Origin of the sequence: Pedobacter suwonensis (genome assembly GCF_900111825.1) — a bacterium.
GTDB lineage: Bacteria > Bacteroidota > Bacteroidia > Sphingobacteriales > Sphingobacteriaceae > Pedobacter > Pedobacter suwonensis.
Genome location: NZ_FOJM01000011.1, coordinates 89,746 through 106,302, shown reverse-complemented (window position 1 = coordinate 106,302; position 16,557 = coordinate 89,746). Strand labels below are relative to the sequence as shown.

Genomic DNA, 16,557 nt, shown 5'->3' with positions numbered 1-16,557 from the left:
TTAATGCACCTCGTGCGGGGTAATAGATTTAAGGATGGTAGAAAGGATCAATCCATAAAGTACAAAACAAATAAAAACAATGTAACCAGGTTGCAGCGCGGTGTTGTTGGTTGTGAGGATAGTAAGCGAATCATTATTGATATTCAGGGCCCTCAACTGGTTTTCAAGTAATCCGTTAAGCCCAATGTATGCCATTAAAATAGCGATCACAATTACATCGGCCATGCTCCATTTTCCTGATTGAAAAGCAAAATACTTAACTATACCATTTTCTGCCCACTTTTTGCCGCCCAGCAGGTGAATCCCTGTTGACGAGAGCTTAACTACGGGGAACAAAATACTAAAAGCCAGAATCAATACGCCAACCAGTACAGAATCTATTGCCGATTGGCTGATGAGTACCCGCACGACATCCATTATACTTTTGCTCTGGAAAAAAAGTACCTGATCATTAAAAACAACATGTTCTCCCAGTAAAACAAAATCTAAAGACCTGATTCTGGCATCAACTTCAATCATAGAGGCGGTTAGGCCGACTGCTAAAAGCATAAAGGCAAAAAGTAACGACATAATGAAAAGCGTGGTATGCAAATCCCTACGTTTGCGCAGTAGCCACCAGAATGATAGTACGATGATTACGCAGCCTAACATCCCAAAACAGTAGTAGTAGGTTTGCTGCCTGATGCTGTTTAATGAACTAGTTAGCTTCTGGTTTAACTGTTGATTATCAGATACGCCATAACGGTTGTAAATTTTTTTCATTATGGCGTTATTGGCTATAAACGCGGTATCCTGACTTTCTTCTTTGGCTATCTCATTAAACTCGCCCAGGGCCATACGGCCCAGTTGCTTTTTATTTTTAGGATTATCAATTTCAGCAATTATTTTTTTGGCGAAGTTTGGCACTTCTGCGCGGATACTATCCGAATTAACAAAATTTTTGATGGCAAACTTTTGGATCTTCCCGCTAATGGTTTTTTTGGGTTTGTTTACCAGGGCTTCTGCCTTATCAATAAGTGCAAGGAGTACCTGTTCAACTTCGCCCTGTAGTACCTTTTTTTGTTTGCGGGTTATTTTGAGGCCAGAAACCTGGTGGTGAACAATATCTGCTACCTTATCTTTCCATTGTTGCACAGAAAACAGTCCATAAGTGATGTTGTTTACCCGTGAGTAATCGTGTTTAATCTGTTCCTGTTTTTCAGATAGTTCGTGTAGCCTGAAACCAAAAAAGCCTTCGGCTACAAGCAGTATGCCCAATGCGAGAATCAGCAAAAGCCGGTAAATAAGTTTTCCTGATGCAGGTTTGTTGATTATTTTTTCCAATATGTGCGTGATAATGGTGATTACATCTCCTCGAAAGGGTTGAGCTATTTGCAGATAAACATTAATTTTTGCAAAATGTTTTATACCTCTGTTACAGCAGAAAGAGATCGGATAACAGGCTAATTGGATGTATTTCAGTTTTGCAGGGTAACATAAGTAAGTTATTCGATTATTAAGGTTTTGTTGATGCTATTTGTATTATCTTTATCGCCATAAATAAATAAAATAATGGATAATCAAAGCTTCTCTAACGAACAGTTTTTATCTGGCGGTGGAGAAATGGGCGCATTAATCCGCTCAATGGATTGGTCTGATAATCCATTAGGCCCGGTTGAAACGTGGCCGCAAAGTCTTCGGACATCTGTGAGTTTGTGTCTTTCTTCCACTTTTCCGATCCTTATTGCCTGGGGACCAGAAACGATACAGATTTATAACGATGCCTACCGCCCCATCTGTGGAACCATGCATCCCCAATCAATGGGCATGAATTTTCGCATTTGCTGGGAATCTGCTCTGGAGGTGGTTGGCGATAAATTTACGCGCGGACAGCAGGGAGAAGGAACTTACATTACCGATCAACAGATGTTTTTGTTTCGGTACGGCTACCTGGAAGAAGCGTTCATGACTTTTTCATTTGCACCTATACGGGATGAATCTGGTGAGGTGGGCGGAATATTTCACCCCATTACCGAAACTACCGATAAAATGCTCAATGGCCGCAGAACGCAGGTGCTCCGCGATCTGGCATCGGTTTTAGCCAGGGCAAAGTCCATTGAAGATATAGGCAGCCTGATTGTGGAAAAGCAGCCGGATTTTGTTGCCGATTTGCCTTTTATCTTGTTTTACAGTATAGCAGATGATGGCGTATCTGCCACTTTGATCAATAGTGCAGGCACAGCGCTTGCCCCGGCATTGGCTATTCCTGAAATATTATTTGATGGAAACGCACAAGCCTGGCCGTTAGCAAGAGCAGTTGATGCGCCTTTGGTTTTAGACGATTTGATTTTGAGGTTTGGTAATTTTGCCTGCCAGCCCTATCCTGAAACACCAACTACAGCAGTAATTTTGCCGGTATTCATTTCGGGTAAGGAAAAACCCTTTGGTTACATTGTTGCTGGCGTGAGTGCCAGAAGAGCCATTGATGAAGAATACCTGGGCTTTTACTCGCTTTTGGCCAATACTTTTAGTAGTGCGGTTTCTAACGTATATGCCTACGAGCAGGAACAGAAACGGGCGGAAGCGCTGGCTGCAATAGATAGATCGAAAACAGCTTTTTTTAGTAACGTCAGTCATGAGTTTCGTACGCCTCTTACGTTAATGCTTGGGCAGCTGGAAGATCTCCAGGCCAAAACCATTATGGCCGATCCTGAAATTGGCGAGATTGTACTTTCTACGCACCGTAATTCCATGCGCCTGCTCAAACTGGTTAACAACCTGCTCGATTTTAGCAGGGTGGAAGCCGGGAGGGTAAAAGCTGCTTTTCAGCCGGTTGATATTGTAGGGGTAACTACCGACCTCGCCAGTAGCTTCCGCTCTATTATTGAGAAAGCAGGTATGGAGCTTGTTGTTAAAGCTGATTTACACTCTTTTGAAGTTTTCCTCGATATCCAGATGTGGGAAAAGATTGTACTCAACTTGCTTTCCAATGCTTTTAAGTATACCCTTGAAGGAAAAATTACCGTCGAATTGATTAAAGAGGGTGATCATGTGATCTTAAAGGTTTCAGATACCGGGGTAGGTATACCAGCGGCTGAACTTCCGCATATGTTTGAACGCTTTCATCGGGTGGAAAATGCGATTGGCAGAACCCATGAGGGAACTGGCATCGGACTTTCATTGGTTAGTGAGCTTGTTGGGTTACACGGCGGAGATATAGCTGTAGAGAGTGTTTTTGGAACGGGATCAACCTTTACTTTGCGTATCCCTTTAGGAAGTTCTCATCTGCCTGCAGAACAAGTGCATCAAAAAGGTTTTCAGGGACTGATGATCGGTTTGAGAGAATCTTTTCTTCAAGAGGCTTCAGGCTTATTAGGTGAAGAGTATAGTGAAATAGTAAAGGAGAACAAACCTACTAAGGCTGACCACGTACACCAGCCCGAAGCTAAGGTGCTGATTGTTGATGATAATAACGATATGCGCGCCTATCTGAAACGTTTGCTTGAACCTGAATTTAACGTTTACACAGCAGTTAATGGTGAAGATGCCCTGCAAAAACTCAGCACTTTCACTCCCGAGCTTATCCTTAGTGACATCATGATGCCTGTTATGGATGGAAAAGCTTTGCTTAAAAAAATCAGGGAAAGAGAAGAAAAACATTGGATCCCACTTATTTTTCTTTCGGCAAGGGCAGGCGAAGAAGCCAGGATTGATGGGTTGGAAGCAGGTGCAGATGATTATCTGGTTAAGCCCTTTTCTGCACAGGAGTTACTGAGTAAAGTACGTGCGCAGATTAAAATAAACAGGGTTAGGCTTTACAATGAACGGCGTATGCGCGATTTTGTGGCCGTTGCTTCCCACGAATTAAAAACGCCGTTGACCGCACTCTTTGGTTATATTCAGCTCATAGGGAAAAAGTCTGCAACAATTAATGAACCTTTGATAGCCAATGCAGCAGAAAGGGCCGGTTACCAGATCACGAGAATGGCGAGGATGGTTGACGATTTCCTTGATGTGAGTAAACTGGATGAAGGGATGTTGCACCTGAATTGGGAACAATTTGATATTGATGAACTGGCTAAGGAAATTGCAGCCGAAGTACAATTTACATCTCCTTCGCATATCCTCCATTTCACCGGTGGTGATAATCTCCAGGTAAGAGGTGATCGGGAAAAAATTGGCCAGGTTATCACAAACCTGTTGATAAACGCCGTAAAATATGCACCGGAAGCACCGAAGATTGAAATTGCTGTAAATAAAAACGAAAAACAAGCAGTAATAGGTATACGGGATTACGGAATTGGGATAAAAAAGGAAGACCAAATACATGTATTTAAGCGGTTTTACCGTACCGAATCTGCAAATAAAGGTTTTAGGGGATTTGGTGTCGGCTTATACCTTTGTGCAGAAATCGTGAACCGCCATGGTGGTACCATAGGGGTAGAGAGCGAACCTATGGTAGGTTCTACCTTTTATTTTTTCTTGCCGCTGGCAGATTAAAGCAAAGCGCATCAGACACTGCTTAGCTAAAAAAAAGCGACTACCGGATTGCCAGTAGCCGCATCAACTAACTGATTGAACAGTTATTTATTTTAGGTAGATGTGCGGTTATAACATTGGTCTTTTCTTAATTGTTTTGAAAAAAAGACTAGTTTAGCATAATATTTTAAATTAACCTGGGTTGAGAAGTAATATTTATAGTTGTCTTTTTTTTCCACATAGATGATTTCCAACACGCATCAATGTAACCGATTTTAGTTGTAAAGAAATAAAACAAATTACTAATTAAGGGGTTATATGATGGAATTTTATTAATTAAAACGAAATTAGAAGTGGTTAAACACTTCTCAAAATACAAGTCAGATACACACAATTTTATACAGATCAATTGGAAACATCTAACAATAGAAAATTTGAACTTTCAGGAAATGCAGGTGCATCTAATTTTCAACTGATGACTATGGCATTGGATGCCTCTATTTCTGGCATCATCATTACCGATAATACCCAGCAAGACAATCCAATCATTTATTGCAATAAGGCCTTTGAAAAAATTACGGGATATTCGAGAAAGGAGATTATTGGACATAATTGCAGGTTTTTGCAGGCTCAGGACCGAAACCAAGAAGAACGGGCAATTTTAGGTAAAAGCATTGCAGAAGGGGTAGAATGCCGGGTAGAAATCAGAAATTATAAAAAAAATGGCGATCTGTTCTGGAACGAACTCTATATGTCGCCAGTAAAAAATGCCAATGGTGAAGTAACCCATTTTATAGGGGTGCAGAACGATGTAACCTCAAGGAAGAATGCGGAGCACGATTTGCGGCAGCAAAAATTGGTGATGGAAAACCGGATCAAGGAGCGTACAAAAGAACTTCGGGAAAGCGAAGCCTTCCTGTCCAGTATTATAGAGACGGTTCGCGAGGGGCTTTTGGTACTTGATCCTAATTTCAATGTACTTAGTGCCAACAATCACTTTTTGAGGACATTTAAGGTAAGTAAGGAAGAAACGGTTGGCCGTCAGTTATATGATTTAGGTAACCACCAGTGGGATATTCCGAAGCTTCGTGATCTGCTTGTTAAAATTCTGCCAACCAATAATCCTGTTGTGGATTTCGAAGTTGAGCATGATTTTCCACATATTGGAAAGAAATTAATGCTCTTGAATGCATACCGCGTAGAATTTGAAGGGCAATTTAAAGACCAAATCCTGCTCGCTATTGAAGATATTACGGAAAGGCGTGAGGTGGAAATTAGAAAAGACGACTTCTTATCCATTGCCAGTCATGAACTCCGTACCCCGCTTACTACAATAAAAGGTTATGTGCAGTTGTTAGAACGCGCCATGCCTCAAGATGCGAGTGAGAAATTTCTATCTACTTTTGGCAAAGTATCGGTATATGTAGAACGCTTAAATTCGCTGATTAGCGAATTGCTTGATGTTTCGCGTATCCAGAGTGGTAATATGGAGTTGCATATGGCGCAGTTTGATTTCGATAACATGATTGCTGAAGCTGTTGATGGTATGCGTACAACAGTTCCTGGTCATCAGATCATACTAAATGGCCAAACTGGTGCAAAGGTGCTTGCAGATGAGTCGCACATTGCTCAAGTGGTGAGCAATTTATTATCAAACGCCATTAAATATGCACCCGATTCGGAAAAAATTGAAGTCAATATTGCCAACGTAAGTGATTATGTAAAGGTATCGGTTAAGGATTTTGGTTTGGGAATGAGTGCTGAAGACAGGAAAAAAGTTTTTGAAAGGTTTTACCGGGGTGTAGAAATCCAGAAGAAGTTTCCAGGGATGGGCATAGGACTCTATATTTGCGATCAGATTATTAAAAGACATAATGGAACCCTTTGGGTAGAAAGTGAAATAGGCAAAGGTTCTATATTCAGTTTTACTTTACCTAAGGCAGGAAAGGAAACGAATGGATAAAAAGAAAATCATGATCTGTGATGATGATGAAGGGATTATTGATGTATTGGAAATGATTTTGGATGAAGTGGGACATACGGTGATTTCGGTGAATGACAGTTTAAAAGTACAGGCGGCTATTGATAAGGAACAACCGGATTTACTGATCCTGGATTTATGGATGCCTAGACTTTCGGGACAAGAGGTACTGAAGCACCTAAGAAAGCACTCGGCACATCAACAATTAAAAGTAATTGTAATTTCTGCCAGCAGAGATGGTGAACAGGTAGCAAGTGATGCAGGCGCCAATCAATTTATAGCCAAACCTTTTGATTTAAACAATATTTTAGAGTCCGTTAACGCCCTGCTTAATTAAAGGAGTTGACACATGTTTTTGTTTACCGTCGTCACCCTGATCTGATAGCTCTCGGATTTATTTCAGGGGCTTCTTCCTGATGATGCTGACCACGAAGTAGCTACAAGGCAATTGAAATGCTAACGCTACTTGTAAAATGAATTCAGCATGATGAATTTGCATTAAGTTCACCTAAAAGTTAAACTCAGCATCTAAAGCACTTATTTATATCATTTTCTTAAGCTCAATTGCATTAAAAGCAGCATAACCTTCTTGGTCATTATCAAAATAGAGGTATACATCTTTATTTTCCTGCAACCAGGCATTACACAGCTCAGCCCATTTTGTTAAGGCAGATCGGCTGTATGAACCCTGGTATTTTTCTCCGGGTCCGTGCAGCCTGATGTATACAAAATCAGCAGTGGCAACAATGGGCGATTGATGCCCGCCTAAATCGTAAATACAGAAGGCACAATTGTATTGTTTTAACAGCGAAAATACCGCTTCATGGTACCAGGTCTCATTTCTGAATTCAAAAGTATAACGATATCCTGATGGGAGTATTTCTAAAAATCGTTCCAGCCGCTCGGTATTAATTTGCCATTTTGGTGGGAGTTGAAAAAGGATAGGCCCCAATTTCTTCCCTAGCCCGAGGCTCGCATCTAAAAATTCTACGATTTCGTTTCGCGATACATTCAGTTTTTTTAAATGGGTAAAATACCGGTTAGCTTTAACGGCATAAGTAAAATGCGCGGGACTTTGTGCCTCCCAAGCTTCGAAATTCTGTAGCGTTGGCTGGCGGTAAAAAGAATTGTTCAGTTCTACAGTATCAAAATATGCGGTAAAATATTGCAATTGATCTTTCTTTTTAAGATTTGCCGGATAAAAAGTACCCACCCAATGACGATATTTCCATCCTGATGTACCGATAAAAGCCTTACCTGATTTCATTTAATCCTATCTTATGCTAAAATACTTATCACGGTTATCTTATAGCATATTGCTATTCTATTTCACCTTCCGCCAGCCCATCCAAAAACCATCCCGATCTATACTCAAACCGGGCAAATTCGTTTTTCGATTCATTGGTTACCTTTCCGGTAAAATCATGTGCAATATCACCCTCACTTTCAAGAATCTGTTTGGCAAGCAAAGCGTATTCATTCAGGTCGAGTCCGTCTTTAATGATATACATCAGTTCTCCATTTTCGCTCCATAATGATTCTATTAATCCAGCATCAAACTTTGTCTTTAACGTATGCAGCTCTCCTTTAGGCTTTTTCATAGGTATTCCGTTCATATTGGTATCTTAATGTATTAATAAAAGTAAATTGTGACCTGGGGTTCAGGTTGATTTATTTCTTATCCCTTACTGATTCCAGCTCTTCCAATGGGATGGACCCGAGATCTTTTTGAGGCGGCCCGGTAAGCACTTGTCCATCAACAGAGAAACGTCCTCCATGGCATGGGCAGTCCCACGTCTTTTCAGTTGGATTCCAGTTTACAATACAACCCGCATGCGTACATACAGGGTTTAAGGCTGTTATTTTTCCGGCATTATCCTTATATAAGGCCAGTTTTTCTCCATCAAATTCTACAATTTTGCCCTCACTTTTGCCCAGTTCGCTGGTAGATTTAATGATTTCTGCGCCAAATCGGTCTGCCACAAAATGGTAGGCTACATCTGCATTTTCTTTTACAAATTCGGCAAATCCGGCAATGGGTTTCAACCTCGACGGATTGAACAGTTTTTCATAGGGATTTTCTTTTCCCAGAATAAGATCACTGATCAGTACAGCCGAAAGACTGCCCAGGATCATACCATTTCCATTGAAACCGGTTGCAACATAAATTCCTTTATCGCCCCCAGGCAGTTGACCAACATAAGGTAGTCCATCAACAGGTACATAATACTGTGATGACCATTTGTAACTGATCTCGCCGATGTCAAAGTATTTTTTTGCATAATCCTGAAGATCTTCAAAAGCTTTTAACGGATCTCCGTGGCCGGTTTTATGGTCGGCGCCACCAATAATCAGGTATTGTTGTCCGTCAATTTCATGGCTCCTGAAGTAGTGATAAGGCTCTTGCATATCGTATGCCAGGCAATCAGGATATTCTCCGCTGTTCAGCTTTACGGCAAGCACATAACTACGGTAAGGTGCATTGCGTAATGAAAGGATATTTATACCCGGCGGAATATGCGTGGCATAAACAATATTTTTTGCCTGTATTATAAATTTATCACTCTTTGCATAGTGGATGTCTTCACGCAGCTCTGTACTGTGGATAAAGATCTGTTCGATAATTTTACCGCCCAGTTTTTCAAATTCCTTCGCCAGTGCGGTAATGTATTTTAATGGGTGAAACTGGGCCTGGCTTTCAAAACGCAAAACGTGATCGTAAGGGATCGGAACACCATTTTCATCAGCTTCACTTACTGCCACACCAGCAGCCTGCGATGACTCAAGGATAGATTGGAGTTCTTTTGTTTCTTTTTCGTTCTGCGAAAAAAGATAAGCCATTTTAAACTCAAAATCAGCATCAATTTTTAATTCCTCTATGTTTGTGCTGATCATTTTGATCATCTTCTTTGTTCCCTCTGCTACTAAGCCAGACGTTTCTTTGCTAAAGTCGCTATCTATTTCCGGGTAGGTAGTATCCAGAAAAGTGTTTAAGTGGGCAGTTGTGCCGCCGGTGGTGCCGAAGCCGAGGTTTTTTGCTTCAACCAGCGCACAATGCTTACCCTGTTTTTGCAATAGGTATGCGGTTGTTATACCTGTAATTCCACCACCTATAATCAGCGTATCGTATATTTCTTCCTGATTAGCATGATCTTTTGCAACAGTGTTTATTGAAGCCGCCTGCCACATACTGGCATTGGCCCCATCTCTCCTGTTTATTTCTGTTTCGTTATTTCTCATTTTCAAAGCAGTTGATAAATTAAGAACCTGTTATCAAACGTAAAGGTTTTAGAATTTCGCTTTAACTGCCCGGAGCAGATCAGGGTGTTTATTTCACTAAACTTGATGTCGATTTTTATTCTGTTTGATAAATAACGAAACTAAGCTGAGGAACACATGGTTTTTAAATAAAAAGACTATGGAAGAATCGAAGAATGATTTGGTTCCGCAACAATTTGTGGGAAGCCAGATGGATGCAGTTGAAGAACGTAAATTAAACACCCTTATTCAGGCTCAGGATTTTTTTGCAGCTGCTGAAAAAAGATTACTGGCCGTGAATGAATGGGGCAAACTCTCCGGATTATCAGACTTTAAGGTTTTTACGCCTGACGGAAAGGAAGCCATGCGGTCAGCACAAAAGGGAGATTTTATCAGAATCGATATCCCGGGTCCCGGTCCACTATCGGGTGATGGTTTTGATTGGGTGATGGTTGAAGAAATTAAAAGTGAGCATGGAGGTGACCGGGAAATGATCAGTATGTGTGTGCGCCCTAGCCCTTCGCCTTTAAACCAAGATAAGGAGGTTGCTCATTTTTTAAAAGACCATGCCACTTCTACCTTTATTATCCGAAGAGATCGGATTACGGTCTGGGCAGAGGAGCATGGCAGGAATGAGCAGGCTAATGTTAGTGATGGCAATTTAATTGATAGGGCCCGGAACCTGGTTGTCGGTTTTAGTGCAAAGCTGGGCTTATCCTATCCACAATGGAAATTGCTTGTAAAAGGGTTGCTTGATGGTAAGCCTTAATGCTGCAGCATGGCAAGCCCTTCTTCATTGCCCTGCATGGCTGCAAGTTCTGCAGCACGCTGTCCGCGTACATCGGTAATGGAAGTGTCTGCACCATTTTCAAGTAACAGTTTCAGCAGGTCATTCCTGCCAAACATGGCTGCAAACATTAATGCGGTTCCGCCGTTTCCATGCTGAAGATCTAGTTTTGCCCCTTTAGCAATCAGTAATTCGGCAATGGGGAGGTAGCCCTTAAAGCAAACCCCCATCAATGCGGTATTGCCACCAAAATCTGCAGCGTTGATATCCGCTCCCGCTGTTAAAAGTATTTCCGCGCATGATAAACGGTTGTTATAACAGGCAATGATTAATGGGGTGTAGCCTTTTTCATCCCTGAAATTCACATTTGCACCCCTGCTAATAAGCTCTTTTAATACTTCCGTTTCTCCTTGTCTGGCTGCGGGTATCATTAATTGGTCTAAATTTTCCATGTAAACATAACTGTGGCTGTAATGAAAAGGTTTGGTTTATTACTCTGGATGTAATAAAGAATATTTCCTTGTTGGTGGTAATTTTAACCGATTATTTCAATCGGTTTTTTGTTCTATAGCTGCTTTTTAGTACTTTTTCCATAGAAAAGACCTTGAAATAAATTCGATAACTATCAGATCACGGTGGGACGACGGGAAAATAGCATAAAATAAACAAAAGGCTCCGAAGAGCCTTTTTAAATTATTTATTCTGCTACTGCTTCCTCATTAACTGCGTTAACCGCCAGTTCTGTTAAAGCTACATCTGTTGCCTTTTCATTTTCGAGGGTTTGCGTAAGAAGTTCGGCTACATCATTGTGGCCCATATTTTCTGCAAATACCCTTAAGGTTCCATAAGTTGCAATTTCATAGTGTTCAACTTTTTGAGCGGCGAGAATAAGTCCGGCATCGCGAATCATGGTACCTTTATCTGTATCAGCAATAATGCCGTCAGCTTCTTCTAATAATCCAGCCATGGCATCGCATTTTTTCGCAGTTGCTTTTTCGCCTAAAAGGCTAAATACTTCTTCAAGTGTGCTTATGTGTTGCTCTGTTTCTTCGGTATGCTTTTCAAAAGCTGCTGCCAGTTCCGGGCTTGTAGCCGCTTTCTTCATTTTCGGAAGCGCTTTTGCAAGGTGTTTCTCTGCCCAATAAATATCTTTTAACTCATCAATAAAAAACTCGTGGAATTCTGAATTCTCCATTTTTCCTGTTTTACCTGTAGGTTTTGCGGTTTTCTTTTCGGTTTTTTTTGTAGTTGCCATAATTATATTTTTTATAGGTTCTTTATGTATAGAACAGGTTGAAATTTATGATAGTTTTGACTTTTTTTATTGTTTGTAAGATTTGTTCGAAACTCTAGGCTCCACTTCGTCAGCTTATTTCCCTGTTTCCATGTGTGGCGCATCAACAGGTTTTGATTCAGGCGAACCTTTCTGCCTCAGAAAAATAGTGAGTACAACGATAGCGGCAACAGACAGGAACTCGCTCTGCCAATTTTGAAAGGTTTCAAACCAGAAAGTGGTTTGCCCCAGGTAAGCGCCCATCGTATCCGCAGGTTTTCCTTTTAGTGCCTGTTCTATGTTGTGGTCTTGCCAGCTGCCGTAAAAATGCAGATACCAGCTAAGCAAAAACAGTAAAATAAAAGCAATGGAAAGAGAATGGGAATATAGTTTTAAAATCCATCCGCCCTGGCGTACAGCCCATGGTGCATCTTTGGAGGGAACGGGTTCCCGATCCACTTCTTCTTTCTGGTCAATTTTTTTTGATTCTGCAGAACCGATCTGGCGTAGTTTTATTGTTAACAAAACATAAAGCATCATCTGTAAAAATTCACTTTCGAAATTCTCAAAGGTCGCAGAGATGAAATGGCCTGAACGCAGGTAGGTGCTTAAATTAAGGCTGTGTGCTCCATGTTCATTAAGTTCTTTATTGTGTTCATTCCAGCCGGTAAGGGCCTGGGCAAAAAGGGAGCATACAAAAAGGCCGATGAATACAACAGATAGTCCGTTTTTATATAGCCAGGTTTTTTTAGGAAATACGCTATTAGCTTTCATGATCGTGATATTAGTCTATAGCGCTGAGGTAATCTATCAGTAAATCTGCACAGGCCTCTACCGTTGCCGAAACAATTTCTTCCCGTTCTCCGGTAAAATTAAGTCTTTCTGAAAAGACCAGCCCACCTTTGCTGGTCGCATAAATAAATACAGTACCTACGGGCTTTTCTTCAGTTTCGCTTCCTCCCGGAGCGGTAAGCCCGGTAATACCGATATGAATATCAGCTGGGATCAACCGTGAAAGGCCCAAACTAATGGCCCGGGTTACCTCCATTGATTCAGGTGTATAGGTTTTAATCAACGTATGATCAACCTGTAAAAGATCCTGCTTTAATTGGGCATCATAACAGGCAATTCCGCCCTTAAGAAATTCTCCTGCATGGTCGATCATTGAAAATTCTGCCGAAAGCCGGCCGGCGGTTGCGCTTTCGGCAAAGGCAATTGTTAACTTTTTACCAATGAGCATTTTGCCCACAGCATCCATTTTATTGCTTTTCATATGTGCTAAAATCTGGCTCGTACTTCTTTATAATCCGATTGAAGGATATATACGCTAATTAACAAGGCGTTTTTAAAAATGGTTTTGAAGAGAAGGTTGCGTTAAGTATCCGTTTTTTTACCCAATGCGTATTAAAACACGGATAAATTACGGAAACTATATAGCAAAATATAGGGTTGTTATAGATGATGGTTAATAAAGAAACATCCTTAAACAAAACATACCATGAAAAAACAAGACAGCGGCAGTAAACCAAAACTCAGTGCTAAAGCCACGGTAGAGGCTTCTCCGGCCTTAAAAGAACTCTTTAAAGATGGAATCTGTGATCTTTATTGGGCCGAAAATCATTTGGTTAAAAATTTGCCAAAAATGATTGCCAGTGCGACAGCACCAGCGCTAAAAAGCGCAATTGAATCTCATCTTACAGAAACCAAAGGACATGTAGCCAGACTTGAACAGGTATTTGAGCTGCTTGGTGAGAAGCCCGTTGCAAAAAAATGTGATGCGATGGAAGGATTGAGTAAAGAGGGTGAAAGTATCATTGAAGAAACGGAAGCCGGAACCGCAACACGTGATGTGGGCATCATACTAGCCAGCCAGAAGGTAGAACATTATGAAATTGCTTCTTATGGTGGGCTTTTCCAATTGGCCACCACATTGGGCTTAACAGAGGTTGCAGATTTACTCGAACAAACACTTGCTGAAGAAAAACTTGCTGATACCAAGCTTACTGATATTGCTGAAAATGAAATTAACTACCAGGCAGCTGATGAGGCTTAAGAAAGGAGAAATAAAATGGCAAAAAAAACAACGGTAAAAGATACCAGCCCGATAAAACAGGACAACGATAAAACCGCGAAATTAGAGGCTTTTGTTGCAGATGACAGGGGTGAAAAACTGACTACGAATCACGGAGTTAAAATAAATGACGATCAGAATTCGCTTAAGGCTGGCGATCGAGGCGCAACATTGTTGGAAGATTTTATATTAAGAGAAAAAATTACCCATTTTGACCATGAGCGGATCCCTGAACGTGTTGTACATGCAAGGGGATCGGGAGCACACGGGGTGTTTAAGGTATATGAGGATATGTCTGACATCACAAGGGCAGCTTTTCTCTGCGATCCGGGACAGGAAACACCTGTTTTTGTTCGGTTTTCAACCGTAGCAGGATCAAGGGGTTCTACTGATCTTGCCCGTGATGTGCGTGGTTTCGCGGTAAAATTTTATACTCAAGAAGGCAATTTTGACCTTGTAGGTAACAATATGCCTGTCTTTTTTATTCAGGATGCAGTTAAATTCCCTGATTTAGTACATGCCGTAAAGCCAGAGCCGGACAATGAAATTCCTCAGGCTGCATCAGCACACGATACTTTTTGGGATTTCATTTCCTTTATGCCAGAATCTGCACATATGATCATGTGGTTGATGAGCGACAGGGCCATTCCGAGAAGTTACCGCATGATGGAAGGTTTTGGAGTTCATACCTTCCGTTTAGTTAATGCATCTGGGGTTTCCAGTTTTGTTAAATTTCACTGGAAACCATTGCAGGGTGTACACTCGGTAGCCTGGGATGAAGCACAAAATATTTCCGGAAAGGATCCCGATTTTCATAGAAGAGATCTTTGGGATGCCATAGAAGCAGGTGCTTTCCCGGAGTGGGAACTTGGTGTTCAGATTGTGGCAGAGGAAGATGAATTTAAGTTTGGCTTCGATTTATTAGATCCTACCAAAATCATTCCCGAAGAGTTGGTTCCGGTGCAACGCATTGGGAAAATGACCTTGAACCGAAATCCGGATAATTTTTTCGCTGAAACTGAACAGGTCGCTTTTCATGTTGGGCATGTGGTTCCTGGAATTGATTTTACTAACGACCCGCTGTTGCAGGGAAGGTTATTTTCTTATACAGATACACAGCTGATCAGGTTAGGTGGACCAAATTTTCATGAGATTCCAATTAACAGGCCTGTAGTGCCTATACATAATAACCAGCGCGACGGTTATATGCGCCAAACCATAAACCGGGGTAAAACCAGTTATGGCCCAAATGGAATAGCTACAAATGATCCGCGGCAAGCCAAAGCTGCCGAGGGTGGTTTTGTTAGTTATAACGAGCGCATTGATGCAAAGAAAATCCGTGCAAGAAGCAGGAGCTTTTTCGATCACTTTTCGCAGGCGAGATTATTCTTTAATAGCCAGTCTGAAGCCGAAAAAAATCACCTGATTGATGCTTTTAGTTTTGAACTGGGTAAGGTAAAAATGGTTGATATCAGAACACGCATGCTTGGCTTACTTAACCATGTGGATAAAGGGCTTGCAGCAGCCGTAGCTTATTCGCTTGGGCTTCATGTTCCAACCATCCCTTTAGCAGAACTTAATGGAAGTATCCCTGCAGACGCCGATCCGGCAGATTATACCCCGGAACAGAAAGAAGGTGAACTTGCAAAATCGGAGGCATTGAGTATGGCGGGTACGCTTAAAGATTCTATTGCCACCAGAAAAATTGCCATCCTTGCAGCGGATGGGGTTGATGACCAATCATTAAGTAAGGTAAAAGATGCACTTGTAGCCCAGGGCGCAATTGTTCATATTATAGCACCAAAGCTCGGTACTATTCTTTCGCAGGAAGATCAGCAGATTGATGTGGATGAAAGTTTCTTAACGGCCGCTTCTGTACTTTACGATGCCGTTTATCTTCCGGGAGGAATAAATAGCTCTGCTACATTGGAAGCGGAAGCCAATGCCGTACATTTTCTGAACGAAGCTTTTAAACACTGCAAGGCAATAGCCGCCGATGCTACAGCCATACAGGTTTTAGAGGCCACCTATTTCTATAAGAAGCTTCCTGATGAATATTCGCAGGAAACCGTTCTGCGCGAAGGAATATTGGTTTCGGATGATCTTTCTTCATCAGCCGAATTGTTCGCTAAAATGATTGCCCTGCACCGATTCTGGGATCGGGAGGTGCCGAGAAAAATTCCGGCATAGGCTAAGTTAATTATAGCAAAATATTCTCTACATCATTTGAGGTTGTATCATAAATCGTAATCCACTTTAATTTGTCACGTTGAGCCTGTCGAAACGCCTTGTAGGTATTTAAAACAGGTCCTTCGACAAGCTCAGGATGACAACTCAGTATTTTATGATGCAGCCTCTTTTTTTGAAAATAAACCAAACTGCTAAAGGTTTCAACCGGTTCTATAATGGAGGGGCATTTACAGGGAGAAATATTTTTGAATATTATCGAGGCAAATTCATCTGTCTGCTCTTGTCAATTATAAATAAGCTTAAGGTTATGGAAAACAAAAAAACAGATCACGAAACGCAGAATGAGGAAAAAGTAGGCGTTATTCCAGTCTCCCAGCTAGCGGGAAGCGATGCAGATAGTGCCCATCAGGAAGATGATGCAGCAGAGAAACTGGCCGAAAAAGCTACAAAATCTGATTCGGATGCAGACAAGCAAACCAGTGAAAGCAATACTGACTAAACGGATTATTATTTACACCAGGCTTCACTAAGCCAAAAAT

The 16,557-nt window shown here is 41.3% G+C and carries 15 protein-coding genes; 7 read left to right on the top strand and 8 right to left on the bottom strand.

Annotation, left to right across the window (positions count from 1 at the left end):
• A complete protein-coding gene (locus BM107_RS15240) occupies positions 1-1,323 on the bottom strand; it encodes a paraquat-inducible protein A (RefSeq protein WP_244278822.1) in 1,323 nt (440 codons plus the stop codon).
• Between the two features lie 228 nt (positions 1,324-1,551).
• Here BM107_RS15240 and BM107_RS15235 point away from each other — a divergent pair, with 228 nt between their 5' ends.
• The 3 genes from BM107_RS15235 (at position 1,552) to BM107_RS15225 (ending at position 6,776) form a co-directional block, all read left to right on the top strand.
• Entirely contained in the window at positions 1,552-4,479 is a 2,928-nt protein-coding gene (locus BM107_RS15235) for an ATP-binding protein (RefSeq protein WP_208864390.1), read from the top strand.
• A gap of 388 nt (positions 4,480-4,867) precedes the next feature.
• Positions 4,868-6,421: a PAS domain-containing sensor histidine kinase gene (locus BM107_RS15230; RefSeq protein WP_244278821.1), complete on the top strand. Its 1,554-nt coding sequence runs from the start codon at positions 4,868-4,870 to the stop codon at positions 6,419-6,421.
• A complete protein-coding gene (locus BM107_RS15225) occupies positions 6,414-6,776 on the top strand; it encodes a response regulator (protein WP_090984825.1) in 363 nt (120 codons plus the stop codon). The genes BM107_RS15230 and BM107_RS15225 overlap by 8 nt, the downstream gene beginning before the upstream one ends.
• Before the next feature lie 204 nt (positions 6,777-6,980).
• Here BM107_RS15225 and BM107_RS15220 read toward each other — a convergent pair whose 3' ends face one another.
• From BM107_RS15220 to BM107_RS15210, 3 genes are all read right to left on the bottom strand, one after another.
• Positions 6,981-7,706 (bottom strand): DUF72 domain-containing protein, encoded by a 726-nt coding sequence (locus BM107_RS15220; RefSeq protein ID WP_090984823.1) that lies wholly within the window; start codon positions 7,704-7,706, stop codon positions 6,981-6,983.
• 52 nt (positions 7,707-7,758) lie between these two features.
• Positions 7,759-8,040, bottom strand: coding sequence for a hypothetical protein (locus BM107_RS15215; RefSeq protein WP_139222296.1), 282 nt, complete (start codon positions 8,038-8,040; stop codon positions 7,759-7,761).
• Positions 8,041-8,110: 70 nt separating this feature from the next.
• Entirely contained in the window at positions 8,111-9,679 is a 1,569-nt protein-coding gene (locus BM107_RS15210; protein ID WP_090984819.1) for an FAD-dependent oxidoreductase, read from the bottom strand.
• A 178-nt stretch (positions 9,680-9,857) separates the two neighbouring features.
• On the opposite strand from BM107_RS15210, the gene BM107_RS15205 reads away from it, so the two are divergent.
• Positions 9,858-10,466 carry a hypothetical protein gene (locus BM107_RS15205; protein ID WP_090984817.1) on the top strand — a complete coding sequence of 203 codons (609 nt, stop codon included), beginning with the start codon at positions 9,858-9,860 and terminating at the stop codon, positions 10,464-10,466.
• On the opposite strand, the gene BM107_RS15200 is transcribed toward BM107_RS15205, so the two are convergent.
• The 4 genes from BM107_RS15200 to BM107_RS15185 all read right to left on the bottom strand — a co-directional run bounded on the left by BM107_RS15200 (position 10,463) and on the right by BM107_RS15185 (position 13,030).
• Positions 10,463-10,936 carry an ankyrin repeat domain-containing protein gene (locus tag BM107_RS15200; RefSeq protein ID WP_090984815.1) on the bottom strand — a complete coding sequence of 158 codons (474 nt, stop codon included), beginning with the start codon at positions 10,934-10,936 and terminating at the stop codon, positions 10,463-10,465. The two genes, BM107_RS15205 and BM107_RS15200, sit on opposite strands and share 4 nt — an antisense overlap.
• Before the next feature lie 245 nt (positions 10,937-11,181).
• Complete coding sequence (locus tag BM107_RS15195; protein WP_090984813.1) at positions 11,182-11,739, bottom strand: YciE/YciF ferroxidase family protein; 558 nt, start codon at positions 11,737-11,739, stop codon at positions 11,182-11,184.
• A gap of 114 nt (positions 11,740-11,853) precedes the next feature.
• On the bottom strand, positions 11,854-12,531 hold the full coding sequence (locus BM107_RS15190; protein WP_090984811.1) for a DUF6766 family protein: 678 nt from the start codon (positions 12,529-12,531) through the stop codon (positions 11,854-11,856).
• A gap of 10 nt (positions 12,532-12,541) precedes the next feature.
• The gene (locus BM107_RS15185) at positions 12,542-13,030 is read right to left on the bottom strand and encodes a CinA family protein (protein ID WP_090984809.1); all 489 of its coding nucleotides are present in this window, start codon (positions 13,028-13,030) and stop codon (positions 12,542-12,544) included.
• Between the two features lie 225 nt (positions 13,031-13,255).
• On the opposite strand from BM107_RS15185, the gene BM107_RS15180 reads away from it, so the two are divergent.
• The 3 genes from BM107_RS15180 (at position 13,256) to BM107_RS24515 (ending at position 16,517) form a co-directional block, all read left to right on the top strand.
• Positions 13,256-13,810: a YciE/YciF ferroxidase family protein gene (locus tag BM107_RS15180; RefSeq protein WP_090984808.1), complete on the top strand. Its 555-nt coding sequence runs from the start codon at positions 13,256-13,258 to the stop codon at positions 13,808-13,810.
• A gap of 15 nt (positions 13,811-13,825) precedes the next feature.
• Entirely contained in the window at positions 13,826-16,018 is a 2,193-nt protein-coding gene (locus BM107_RS15175) for a catalase (RefSeq protein ID WP_090984806.1), read from the top strand.
• A gap of 307 nt (positions 16,019-16,325) precedes the next feature.
• Positions 16,326-16,517: a hypothetical protein gene (locus tag BM107_RS24515; RefSeq protein WP_134204792.1), complete on the top strand. Its 192-nt coding sequence runs from the start codon at positions 16,326-16,328 to the stop codon at positions 16,515-16,517.
• The last annotated feature ends 40 nt before the right edge of the window (positions 16,518-16,557 follow it).

Bases quoted from the DNA above. Each gene is read 5' to 3' on its own strand.
- BM107_RS15235 (WP_208864390.1), top strand. From the start codon at position 1,552: ATGGATAATCAAAGCTTCTCTAACGAACAGTTTTTATCTGGCGGTGGA.
- BM107_RS15225 (WP_090984825.1), top strand. From the start codon at position 6,414: ATGGATAAAAAGAAAATCATGATCTGTGATGATGATGAAGGGATTATT.
- BM107_RS15220 (WP_090984823.1), bottom strand. From the start codon at position 7,706: ATGAAATCAGGTAAGGCTTTTATCGGTACATCAGGATGGAAATATCGT.
- BM107_RS15215 (WP_139222296.1), bottom strand. From the start codon at position 8,040: ATGAAAAAGCCTAAAGGAGAGCTGCATACGTTAAAGACAAAGTTTGAT.
- BM107_RS15210 (WP_090984819.1), bottom strand. From the start codon at position 9,679: ATGAGAAATAACGAAACAGAAATAAACAGGAGAGATGGGGCCAATGCC.
- BM107_RS15205 (WP_090984817.1), top strand. From the start codon at position 9,858: ATGGAAGAATCGAAGAATGATTTGGTTCCGCAACAATTTGTGGGAAGC.
- BM107_RS15200 (WP_090984815.1), bottom strand. From the start codon at position 10,936: ATGGAAAATTTAGACCAATTAATGATACCCGCAGCCAGACAAGGAGAA.
- BM107_RS15195 (WP_090984813.1), bottom strand. From the start codon at position 11,739: ATGGCAACTACAAAAAAAACCGAAAAGAAAACCGCAAAACCTACAGGT.
- BM107_RS15190 (WP_090984811.1), bottom strand. From the start codon at position 12,531: ATGAAAGCTAATAGCGTATTTCCTAAAAAAACCTGGCTATATAAAAAC.
- BM107_RS15185 (WP_090984809.1), bottom strand. From the start codon at position 13,030: ATGAAAAGCAATAAAATGGATGCTGTGGGCAAAATGCTCATTGGTAAA.
- BM107_RS15180 (WP_090984808.1), top strand. From the start codon at position 13,256: ATGAAAAAACAAGACAGCGGCAGTAAACCAAAACTCAGTGCTAAAGCC.
- BM107_RS15175 (WP_090984806.1), top strand. From the start codon at position 13,826: ATGGCAAAAAAAACAACGGTAAAAGATACCAGCCCGATAAAACAGGAC.
- BM107_RS24515 (WP_134204792.1), top strand. From the start codon at position 16,326: ATGGAAAACAAAAAAACAGATCACGAAACGCAGAATGAGGAAAAAGTA.